At 40.5% G+C, this 11,615-nt stretch carries 11 protein-coding genes; 5 read left to right on the top strand and 6 right to left on the bottom strand.

Annotated features, from left to right (window positions below):
- Window positions 1-57 precede the first annotated feature (57 nt).
- Window positions 58-738, top strand: a complete 681-nt coding sequence (locus tag CWB65_RS08475; RefSeq protein ID WP_033019772.1) for a site-specific integrase — start codon at window positions 58-60, stop codon at window positions 736-738.
- A 123-nt stretch (window positions 739-861) separates the two neighbouring features.
- Window positions 862-3,435, top strand: coding sequence for a M1 family metallopeptidase (locus tag CWB65_RS08480; RefSeq protein WP_058433123.1), 2,574 nt, complete (start codon window positions 862-864; stop codon window positions 3,433-3,435).
- 118 nt (window positions 3,436-3,553) lie between these two features.
- Here the strand turns inward: CWB65_RS08480 and CWB65_RS08485 are convergent, their stop codons facing one another.
- Together CWB65_RS08485 and CWB65_RS08490 are read right to left on the bottom strand one after the other, a co-directional pair.
- A complete protein-coding gene (locus tag CWB65_RS08485) occupies window positions 3,554-3,919 on the bottom strand; it encodes a hypothetical protein (RefSeq protein ID WP_006794078.1) in 366 nt (121 codons plus the stop codon).
- 61 nt (window positions 3,920-3,980) lie between these two features.
- The gene (locus tag CWB65_RS08490; protein ID WP_138740408.1) at window positions 3,981-4,856 is read right to left on the bottom strand and encodes a TolB-like translocation protein; all 876 of its coding nucleotides are present in this window, start codon (window positions 4,854-4,856) and stop codon (window positions 3,981-3,983) included.
- 157 nt (window positions 4,857-5,013) lie between these two features.
- Between CWB65_RS08490 and CWB65_RS08495 the strand changes: the two genes are divergently transcribed.
- The 3 genes from CWB65_RS08495 (at window position 5,014) to yjjG (ending at window position 7,218) form a co-directional block, all read left to right on the top strand.
- Window positions 5,014-5,913 (top strand): phosphoribulokinase, encoded by a 900-nt coding sequence (locus CWB65_RS08495; RefSeq protein ID WP_138740409.1) that lies wholly within the window; start codon window positions 5,014-5,016, stop codon window positions 5,911-5,913.
- Window positions 5,914-5,988: 75 nt separating this feature from the next.
- The gene (yjjX, locus tag CWB65_RS08500; protein ID WP_138740410.1) at window positions 5,989-6,528 is read left to right on the top strand and encodes an inosine/xanthosine triphosphatase; all 540 of its coding nucleotides are present in this window, start codon (window positions 5,989-5,991) and stop codon (window positions 6,526-6,528) included.
- 15 nt (window positions 6,529-6,543) lie between these two features.
- Complete coding sequence (gene yjjG, locus CWB65_RS08505) at window positions 6,544-7,218, top strand: pyrimidine 5'-nucleotidase (RefSeq protein ID WP_138740411.1); 675 nt, start codon at window positions 6,544-6,546, stop codon at window positions 7,216-7,218.
- 106 nt (window positions 7,219-7,324) lie between these two features.
- Here the strand turns inward: yjjG and lpxC are convergent, their stop codons facing one another.
- The 4 genes from lpxC to CWB65_RS08525 form a co-directional block, all read right to left on the bottom strand.
- Window positions 7,325-8,236: a UDP-3-O-acyl-N-acetylglucosamine deacetylase gene (gene lpxC / locus CWB65_RS08510; RefSeq protein WP_008126813.1), complete on the bottom strand. Its 912-nt coding sequence runs from the start codon at window positions 8,234-8,236 to the stop codon at window positions 7,325-7,327.
- A gap of 103 nt (window positions 8,237-8,339) precedes the next feature.
- Complete coding sequence (gene ftsZ, locus CWB65_RS08515) at window positions 8,340-9,584, bottom strand: cell division protein FtsZ (protein ID WP_138740412.1); 1,245 nt, start codon at window positions 9,582-9,584, stop codon at window positions 8,340-8,342.
- Between the two features lie 21 nt (window positions 9,585-9,605).
- On the bottom strand, window positions 9,606-10,838 hold the full coding sequence (ftsA, locus tag CWB65_RS08520; RefSeq protein WP_010555687.1) for a cell division protein FtsA: 1,233 nt from the start codon (window positions 10,836-10,838) through the stop codon (window positions 9,606-9,608).
- Window positions 10,835-11,614 (bottom strand): cell division protein FtsQ/DivIB, encoded by a 780-nt coding sequence (locus tag CWB65_RS08525; protein ID WP_006792148.1) that lies wholly within the window; start codon window positions 11,612-11,614, stop codon window positions 10,835-10,837. The genes ftsA and CWB65_RS08525 overlap by 4 nt, the downstream gene beginning before the upstream one ends.
- Window position 11,615 lies beyond the last annotated feature (1 nt).

The raw sequence follows: 11,615 nt of genomic DNA on the forward strand, positions 1-11,615 counted from the left end.
GCATCTAGTGCTAGTTGGGTATAAAATAAAACATCTCACTATTTTCAAGGTATTACGTTGAAAACCCATCTTGGTCGCCGCCCTTTTTCAGCCATGGAACTGCACACTATTTATAATGGATATATATACGGTGATGTTCGACTCCCTCGCGAGCAAGCAAAACATTGGCACTTTTGGCTGCCACTAATAGCCTATTACAGCGGTGCTTACAGTGATGAAATTGGCTGTTTAACACTTGATGATCTTTGTATTATTGATGATATTTTATGTTTTAGCTTTCATACTCACGGTAAAATAAAGCCCCGCTTAGTCCCTGTACATAAAGCACTTATCGATGCAGGATTTAGCGATTATGTTGAGTTTATAAAGTCTAAAAACCACCAGCGGCTTATGTTTGATCTCCCGGCTAAAACAGGCAGATACAGTGAAAAAGTACGTATTTGGTTTTCGGGTGAAGGCGATCGTGCCGGCTATTTGCAAAAATGTGATATCCCCAACGTTGACCAGCTCGGTATGAAAACCGCCATTAGTAGCTTACGCCTTAACTTTGAACAACAAGTGCGTATTTATGCGCTTCAGGCTAACTCTAAAGATGCTTTTAATTATTTAATGGGTTTTAATGAATACCCAGATAATCAGTTTGATGAAATCAGCTTATTAAATACGGTTATTCAACAAGTACGTATTATAAATACACAACTCAGCTGGCAACGTTTTCTATCACGCGAAAGTCACTGACAAACTTTGTTACTATTTACCATCAAAGCCACTTCTTAAATCAATTACGCGCCTCACAAAAACTGGTAGGATAAACTGTACCCATAAAATCTGGGCGTTTCTAACAATAAACAAGGGATCACTATGTTTCTTAAAAGCCTCTTAACTGTGAGTGTTGCGCTAGCAATAAATGCAGCAAACGCTAACGAATTCGTTATCGAAAAACTCGCAAAACCAAGTTCGCAAAATGTATCGCTAACGCTCGACCCAAGCAAAGATACATTCACAGGGATGACTGAAATTGCCTTAGAAGTATTAAAACCAACACATTACATTGAGCTAAACGGTGTGGATTATGCTGTAAAAATGGCGCAACTTTTAGGTAAAGAAAACTGTGACTTAAGTAATGAAATACTTAAAACAGGTAAAGTTAAATTTAGCTGTGATGAAAAAATTCAACCAGGTAAATACACACTTAATATTGATTTTTCTGCTCCCTACAACCGCCAAAGTGTGGGGTTATACAAAACATTGGATCAAGGTACACCTTACCTATTTACCCAATTTGAAATGAGTGATGCACGTCGTGCCTTCCCCGTTTTTGATGAACCAAGCTATAAAATTCCTTTTCAGTTAACAATAACGGCTCCAAGTTCACAAAAAGTATATGCCAATACACCAGAACTAAAAACAACAATAAATGGTGATATGACGACCCACTTTTTTGATAAAACACCGCCTATTCCATCGTATTTAGTTGCAATGGCTGTTGGCCCGTTTGAAGAAATAGACATTGAAGGGATGCCCATTCCTGGGCGTGTTATTACTCCTCAAGGTAAAATTCATTTAGCCGAATATGCTAAAGATAATATGCCGCGCGTACTTGCAGCATTAGAAGAGTATTTTGGTATTCCTTATGTTTATAAAAAACTAGACTCAGTTGCCGTGCCTGAATTTCCATTTGGCGCAATGGAAAACTCAGGCTTAGTAACTTACCGCGAAGACATTTTACTCGTTGATTTAGCAGCAGCGACACGCAGTAAGAAACAACGTAACGTATCTATTATTGCTCACGAACTAGCACACCAATGGTACGGTAACTTGGTAACCATGAAGTGGTGGAATGACCTGTGGTTAAACGAAGCGTTTGCAAGCTGGATGGCAGCTAAAATGACCAAGCAGCTAAATCCTGAGTTTGAATCACATTTAGACTTACCACAAAATAACGTAATGGCATTAGACGCCCGCTTAAGCACTAAGCCTATTCGTAAGCCAATTAAAACCGAAGCTGACATTATGGACGGTTTAGGCCTTGCATACAGTAAAGGTAGCTCAGTACTTGCAATGGTTGAAAACTGGATTGGCGAAGAAGCATTCCAAAAAGGGATTCAGCGTTACTTAAAAGACTTCTCTTATAAAAATGCAGAAGCGGCTGACTTATGGCAAGCACTAGGTAAAGCATCAAATAAAGATGTAGCCAGTGTTTTAAAATCATTTATCGAGCAGTCTTCTTTCCCTCTTGTGAGTGTTAAACAGCAAGGCAAAAAAGTAACCATTTCACAAAGCCGCTTTGTAAATGCAGGTGTTGATGCGCCAGCACAACTTTGGAATGTGCCAGTAACGATTAAATACGGTGCAGGCGACAACGTTAAAACAGCCAGTGTTTTACTAAACAAACAAAGCCAAACGCTTGATTTAGATTTTGCACCAGAGTGGATTTACCCTGACCAAGGTGCTCTTGGCTACTACCGCTGGGTAATGGATGATGCGCAATTTAACGCATTAATTGAAAACGCGCCAACAGTGCTGACTGACCGCGAACGTTTAGCGCTATTATCGGCCACCGATGCACTGCTTAAGGCTGGCGTTATCTCTGCCGCCAAGTTAATGCAAACACTTGAAGTATTTGTAAGTGACAGCCACCCTCGTGTAGCAAATACTGCACTGGGCTACTTAGTATCGCAGCAACGTACGTTCAAAGATGAAAGCAATAAAGACTTATGGCCTGCATTTATCCGCGATGCAGTGACTCCTGCTGCTAAAAAATATGGTTTAGAGGCAAAAATTGACGAAGATGGTGCAGTGTCGCAACTTCGTGCAGCCGTTATATCACGCTTAGGCTTTGATGGCGAAGACCAAAACGTAATCAATAAAGCCAAAGAACAAACGCAAGTGTATTTAACTAATCCACAAAAAGTAGACCCATACTTAGCAGGTGTTTATTTAAGACTCGCTGCTTTTCATGGTGATAAAGCCTTGCTTGATCAATTCATGACAACATTTAAAACGACTAAAGACCCACAAGTGCGCACTAACATGCTAGCTGCTATGGGCTTTTTTGGTGAGTCTGAATTACAAAATGCGGTTCTGGCTTACAGCTTAACTGATGAAGTAACCGCCTCTGATATGCGTACTATTTTATCTGGGCAAAGTTACACAGAAGAGCGCCAAGCATTATTTATCGATTGGGTTTATAACAATTACGATAAAGTAACAGCAAGTTTACCGCCGTTCTTTATTCCTAATTTACCGTACTTTACAACCGTAGGCTGTGATGCCAAAAGCTTAGCAACCACTCAAAACTTCTTTAACGATAAAATTTCAGAAGTGCCTGGGTACAGCCGTACATTGAGTAAACTAGAAGAAAGTACGCTTGATTGTATTGCACTAAAAAAACGCGAGCTTGATTCGGTTAATAGCTTCTTAAACAGTAAATAACCACTATGTGATTAAGCTATAAAAAAGCCGCTGAGTATTCACTCAGCGGCTTTATAATTTTAGGGCGAAACTAATTAACTCAAATTACGGATAAAAAACTTCTTAACTAAAGTTCAGATTAATTACCAATGATCATCGTCAACTTAGCAATAAAGTCTTTTGCAGCTTGCTCTGAATTTATTTTAAATGCGACACCATAATGAATTGGTTGAGCGCTTTTATATATACGAGTTGGAAAACGGGTCATTTCACTACTATGAAAATACCCTTGTGCACGTGTTACACCATCTATGTCATTAAAGTCATCGCTAAACACTTCAAACGCAGGGCGAATCACTATTTTACCTTTACCGCTTTCACTGTGAGTGTAAAAGGCCTCTTTAGAATTAACTAACATGTATTCAGCAATGTTTTTAATTTTAAAATTACTTCTGCATTGTAGTTTTATAAGCTGCTCTGTTAACTCATCTGCACTGTACGCCATGTTTATCCCTATTCGTTAATTTGCGTATCACCTTAACGCATACGCAGTTTGAAGTCTTACTTTATTGTGTTACGTCGCATACAAATGCAAGCTTATCATTGTTGTAACTCATTCGGGTGATATTAGTTTCGCAGTAAGTGCTTAAATCAAGCCATTGCGATATCTCATTACTGCCATCGAGCTTACGTTGATAAACACGATTTTTAATAGCGTAAGCAATTGTTTTATCATCTTTTAAAATGAAGTCTTGTACCTGAGTGGGTAGCCTTAATAAATCGCCTACTTGTTTATTTTGTGGATTAAAGCTCGCTAAAATATGCTCATCATTTTTAGTGTAACTAAATAAAAACATCGCCGCGTTGTGGTTATAAATAAGTGTACGAGAAATATCACTGGCGGCTATTTCACCTCTAGCAGCGTCTACTGAGGTGTATTGAAGCGTATGCGGCTGACCTAAAATAAACATCACTAAATCGTTTTTAATGCCCCAAGCATGGTAGCCAACAGGCTCTATCCAATCAAAAATACGACTAGGCGCACTTTGTGTATCAAGCGGATACTGCCACAACTTTTGTTTTGAGTCGGCCTCTACAACAATGGCTGACAAACTTGTTTTATTAGGCATTAACGTTGGCGAATACTCACTGACAGGTGTATTTGTTAAGTTAGTTATTTCACGTGTTGTTAAATTGTAGTGTGCAATATCGGTTTGGCTTTGGTTATTAGTTAATACCTCATGGGTAAAGTATAAATCGTCATTAATTAAGTAAGGCTGGTTATTGTAACTTGTTTTGTCGCTTACTATGGTCACTTGAACACCATATGGCGTATCTAAATCAGCAAGTAATATTTGGCTTTTAGGCATGTTAGCGTGTGCACAACCTGCGGCTAACGCACTTAATGAAAAGAAGCTAAGTAGTGGTTTTAAAAGTTTCATGCTTTCTCTCGTTTTAATTTTAAGCACCTCATGATAACGTTATTTGCTGATGGCGTCACTTGAGCTTAGTCAGTCAACACGTAAGATACCCAAACGACTTAAAAAAGTGTTAAGTTTAGTCTGGTTATATAGCCTGGTCCTAAAAAAGAGAATTAACATGTCAGCTAAAAATCCTATCATTGCAATTACTGGTTCATCGGGTGCGGGTACAACCACCACGACCAATGCCATTAAGCACATTTTTCGTAGCCTAAATATTCAGGCAGCATTTATTGAAGGTGATAGTTTTCATCGTTATACACGCCCCGAAATGGACAAAAAAATACGCGAAGCCCAACAAGAAAGTAAACATATTAGTTATTTTGGCCGTGAAGCTAACGACTTTGGCGCCCTTGAATCGTTATTTAGTAATTATGGTGAAACAGGGCAAGGCAAATTGCGCCGCTACTTGCACACCTTTGATGAAGCTGTACCTTATAACCAACTGCCAGGCACATTTACTCCTTGGCAAGACCTTGAGCATAATACAGATATTTTGTTCTACGAAGGTTTGCATGGCGGAGTTGTTGACCAAGACGTTGATGTAGCCAAGCATGTTGATTTACTCATAGGCATGGTGCCTATTATTAATCTTGAGTGGATACAAAAGCTAATCCGCGATACTTCAGAGCGTGGCCACTCTCGCGAAGCCGTGATGGGGTCAATTGTGCGTAGTATGGACGATTACATAAATCATATTACCCCTCAGTTTTCACGAACGCATATTAACTTTCAGCGTGTGCCTACCGTTGATACATCAAACCCATTTAGCGCAAAAGACATTCCATCACTTGATGAAAGCTTTGTTGTGATCCGCTTTAGAGGCATTGAAGATGTTGATTTTCCTTATTATCTGAGAATGATTGAAGGTAGCTTTATGTCGCGTATTAATACGCTGGTAGTACCGGGCGGTAAAATGGGCCTTGCAATGGAGCTTGTATTAACACCGCTGATAAAAGATATTATTATGAAAAAGCGCGCACTAGAGAACCTTGCTCCGCTTGATTTACCTATTTAGTATTATCGCTCTGGTGCTCTTTTTTGTTTAACAGAAGTCACGTACACTGCTGATTTTACTCAATACGAGATCAGCATGTCATCATTGTTAAAAGTTATAGTTGGATCTAAAAATCCAGTAAAAATAAATGCAGCAAAGCATATTTTTACTATGTACTTTCCAAATAACACCATTGATTGCCTAGGTGTTAACGCTCCTTCAAACGTGCCAGATCAACCTATTGGTGAAGATGAAACACGTATTGGCGCGCAAAACCGTGTTAACTATTGTAAAAAGCACCATCAAGCCGATTACTACGTGGCAATGGAAGGCGGTGCAGAGCAATTTAGCTATGGTGCAGCGACCTTTGCCTATGTTGTTATTGATAACACCACAGAACAGGTTGTAGGGCGAAGCAGTAACCTTCCATTACCCAATATACTTTTTAAAGCATTACTTAATGGCGAAGAGCTTGGCGATGTAATGGATAAAGCATTTAACACCACAAATATAAAACAAAAAGGCGGCGCCATTGGCCTGCTTACAAATAACCATGCAACACGCGAAAGTACCTATACCCAAGCACTAACTTTGGCCATGGCACCCTTTTTACATAGCGACCTTTATCGCAAATAAAATACAGGAAATTGAATGAAATACAGCTACGTGTTGTTTGATGCAGACGAAACTTTATTTAGGTTTGATATATTAGCCGGTATGACCCGTATGTTTAAAAAATACGGCGTTAACTTTACTAAAGACGATTACATTCACTATCAAAAAACCAATAAACAACTGTGGGTTGATTATCAAAATGGCGTTATTAGCGCTGATTACTTACAGGTAACCCGCTTTAACGAATGGTCAGCAAAATTAAATGTATCCGCTAAAGAGTTAAACGATGCATTTTTAGATGCAATGGCGCAAATTTGTGAGCCATTACCAGGTGCTGTTGAGTTGCTTAATAAATTAAAGCCTCATGCTAGGTTAGGCATCATTACTAATGGCTTTGCTCGCCTGCAAACAGTACGTTTAGAGCATACGGGTTTAAAAGATATGTTTGAATGGTTAGTTATTTCTGAGCTTGTAGGTATAGCAAAACCTAACAAAGCTATTTTTGAACATACGTTCGAACTGATGGGTAACCCAAATAAGGGTCAAATATTAATGGTGGGTGATACCGCATCAAGTGACATACTTGGCGGTAATAATGCAGGTATAGATACATGTTGGTTGCAACACCCTGGTGAACAATTACCAGAAGGAATAACCCCCACTTACACAATAACCAAATTAGAACAACTACAAGCCATTTTAGGTATTTAATTTTTAAAACTTACTATTTTAAAAGAATAGATACATAGCAAAAAAAATGACGCTAATAAGCGTCATTTTTTGTAACTGTTTTAAGTGTGTACTTTAAAATACTTGGTTAGGCTGTTGCTAACTCAAGACCGGGTGCAGGCATCGTTACAGGCGTTTCAAATGTTGCCCACTCCCACGCTGACTCGGTTGCCATTACTTTACGAAGCAACTTATTGTTTAAATCGTGACCCGACTTAAACGCAGTCACCTTACCTAAAATGTTATGGCCTGTCATAAACATGTCACCAACACAGTCTAGTATTTTGTGCTTAACGAACTCATCGCTGTAGCGCAAACCATTTGGGTTTAGTACTTTAAACTCGTCAAGTACTACTGCGCTGTCCATGCTGCCACCTAGAGCAAGGTTATTAGCATGCATGTATTCAATGTCTTTCATAAAACCAAAGGTACGAGCACGGCTAATTTCTTCAGTAAAGCTTTGAGCGGTGATGTCTAAACCAACACGCTGACGACTTTCGTTAATAGCCGGGTGATCAAAAGCAATTTCAAAGTCGATGTGAAAACCGTCGTACGGTTCTACTTCGGCCCATTTGTCACCTTCTTCAATACGTACTTTTTCTTTAATACGAATAAAGCGTTTAGCTGCATTTTGCTCTTCAATGCCGCCTTTTTGTAATAAATAAATAAATGGTAATGCACTACCATCCATAATTGGCACTTCTGAGCTGTCTAATTCTACAATTAGGTTATCAATCCCCATTGCTGCAACCGCAGCAATTAGGTGCTCAGTAGTTGATAAACGAACGCCATCTTTGTTAATTAAACAGGTACACAACTGCGTATCGCCAACGGCTTCAGGTGTTGTTTCAAATTCAACAACCGGATCAAGGTCGACACGACGAAATACAATCCCAGTATTTGCGCTCGCAGGTCGGAGAGTTATTGTGACCTTCTCACCTTTATGAAGTCCAATTCCTATGGCTTTGACTACTTCTGCAATCGTACGCTGTTTAATCATAGGTTCGCTCACTTAAATTTATTACAGTTAGACGGCGGATAGTATCATATATACGCGCGCCTTACAATATTCGCTCAATTTACCAGCAAAATAACGTTTTTTATTAGTCTGCTTGTTTGCGTAAAAATGCAGGGATGTCAAAGTAATCACCACCCTCTGATTTATCCGCTTTTTTACTCGTTTGCGACGACGAGCTTGCTGTATTGCTAGAACTTGCTGAACTCGCTTTTTCTGTGCTTTCAGTTTGTGCTTTAGCTGCACTTTCATCGGTGCTATCTTGGCTCGCAAAGCTAGGCACATACATGCTGCTTGCTTGGTTAGACGTGTTTGCAACATCAGAACCCGAAGCCTTTTTAAAACCGTTATCAACAATACCAAACTGTGGACGACGATCGCCGCCTAACCCCGTTGCAACTACAGTTACACGTAACTCGTCGCTCATTTCAGGATCAATTACCGCACCCACAACAACCGTTGCGTTCTCAGAGGCAAGTGCTTTAACGTGGTTACCGACAATTTCGAATTCTTCAATCGCAATATCCATACCCGCGGTGATATTAACTAAGATACCTTTGGCACCTGTTAAATCAACGTCTTCCAATAATGGGCTTGAAATAGCAGCTTCTGCGGCTTCTTGTGCACGATCAGGACCCGACGCAGATGCAGTACCCATCATAGCAGTACCCATAGCAGACATAACAGTTCGTACGTCAGCGAAATCCACGTTAATTAAACCAGATCGCGTAATGAGTTCTGCAATACCTTGTACCGCACCAAATAATACGTCATTAGCTTTAGCAAATGCATCTAGAAGTGTAGTGCCTTTGCCTAAAACTTTAAGTAATTTATTGTTCGGAATTGTAATAAGCGAGTCTACAATTTCTGACAACTCGCTGATACCTTGTTCAGCTGCCGCTGCACGCTTCTTACCTTCAAAGTCGAAAGGACGCGTCACTACCGCAACAGTTAAAATACCCAGCTCTTTAGCAATTTTAGCAACCACAGGCGCAGCCCCTGTACCTGTACCGCCGCCCATGCCAGCTGCGATAAATACCATGTCGGCACCTTCAAGGCTTGCACGAATAGTCTCTGCATCTTCTTCAGCCGATTCGCGGCCTACTTCAGGGTTTGCACCCGCACCTAACCCAGAGGTTATTTGTGTGCCTAATTGAACTGTTACATCAGCAGCCGAATTTCGTAATGCTTGCGCATCTGTATTAGCGGCAATAAAGCGCACGCCTTCGATTTGCTGTTTTACCATGTGCTCAACAGCGTTACCGCCGCCGCCGCCCACGCCAATTACTTTTATTACAGCTTCTTCGCTGTGTTGTTCCATTATATCAAACATGTTCACTCTCCGACTTGAGTCTTAAAACTCGCCTTGAAACCATTTAGTAATGCGGTTCCACCAATTATTGTTATCCTCTGCTTTCGACTTTTGTGCATTCATCGATTGCATGGTGCGCCCGTATTGTAACAAACCAACAGCGGTTGCGTACGAAGGATCATCTACGTAGTCTGTTAAACCAACCATCCCGATTGGTTTACCTATTCTTACTGGCATTTGAAAAATGTCTTCCGCCACTTCCATTGCACCAGTCATTTTGGCAGTTCCGCCTGTTATAACGAGACCTGCCGCAATTTGGTCCTCTAAACCTGAACGACGAATTTCTTCCATCGCAAGTTCAAATAATTCTCTGAAACGAGGCTCTACCACCTCTGATAATGTATGACGTGACATTAATCTTGCAGGGCGCCCGCCTACACTTGGTACTTCAATAGTGTCTTCACTGCTTGCCAATTGGCTGCTTGCACATGCGTATTGTACTTTGAGTGACTCTGCATGCGATATAGGTGTACGAAATATTTTTGCAATATCACCCGTTACCTGATTACCCGCCACAGGGATTACTGCTGAATGGCGCAGCGCACCGTTGATATAAATAGTGATGTCCATTGTACCACCACCAATATCGAGTACAGCGACTCCAAGCTCTTTTTCATCATCTGTAAGAACTGAATAACAAGAAGCCAATGCTGTAAATATCAATTGGTCGACTTCAAGGCCGCAACGCTCAACACATTTCTCTATGTTTTTAGCCATGTCGTTAGAGCAGGTAATAATGTGAGCACGTGCCTCCATACGCACACCGCTCATGCCTAGTGGGTTTTTAATTCCTTCTTGCATGTCTATGCTGTACTCTTGCGGTAGTGCATGCAGCATTTTACGTTCAGCTGAAATAGGCACAGAACGCGCAATGTGAATCACATTTTCAATATCTTCGTCTGTTACTTCAGTATTATTAATAGCAACAACACCGCTTTCGTTCTGGCATTGAATATGTTTACCAGAAATCCCCAAGTACACCGAACTAATTCGACAATCTGCCATTAATTCGGCTTCGTCTATAGCGCGGCGAATCGACTCAGACACTAAGTTTAAATCGTTAACGCCACCTTTATCCATACCATGGGATACCTGGCTGCCCACACCAACAATGCTGAGCTTGTTATCTGCGGTGATTTCACCTACCGTGGCTACCACTTTCGAGGTACCAACGTCTAATCCAATCACGAGGTTTCTTTCTGCTGACTTAGTCATGCCTTACTCTTATTTTGTAATTGTTCTTCTTGCACTGGCTTAAAGCTCACTGCAAGGCCGGTATCATACCGTAAATCGACTGCATCTATCTGTGCTTTTTCTGGATATTCCATACGTGGGTAAACGTCTATAAAACGTTGAACACGCTTGGCTTTATCCCTACGCCCTAAATTTAAGCGCACCCCGCTATCAAGCCAAAGCTGCCAAGAAAAACGCTCTGATAACGCTAAACTTTTAAGCGTTAACGCGTTTACTTTAAGCATTTCGTCAAACTGCTTAAAAGCAATCCATGCTTCTTGTTCGCTCCCTTCTGGGCCGAATAACTGAGGTAAATCTTTACTTAACTTATCGCTGCGAGCTTGAAAAGCCTCACCGTTGTTATTAATCAACAAGTCACTATTCCAATGCGCAACCGCCTCGTGTTCAACAACGTAAACCTGAATCGTATCAGGCCATTGTTTTCGCACCGATACAGTGGCCACCCAAGGTAGATTTTGCACTAGCTGTTGTACATGTTTTACATCAAGCTCAAAAAAACTACTTAAATCCGCTTTTTTTATTGCTGTTATTATTGCGGTTTCATCTGTGTATTTAGGATGCCCTTGCACCGTTAAGTGCTTTATTTGTGCATCTTTATTTTTTACTAACCAATCAGATACACCCGTTGTAATTTGCACTAAGCCAATAATAACAACTAAAAAAAAGCTCACGCCAAAAATCAGCGACCAATTTAGGTTCTGTTTGATTTTATGAGCTTTTTCTAAAAGGGGATGCATA

This window comes from Pseudoalteromonas sp. S554, assembly GCF_005930865.1.
Classification (GTDB): Bacteria; Pseudomonadota; Gammaproteobacteria; order Enterobacterales; family Alteromonadaceae; genus Pseudoalteromonas; species Pseudoalteromonas marina.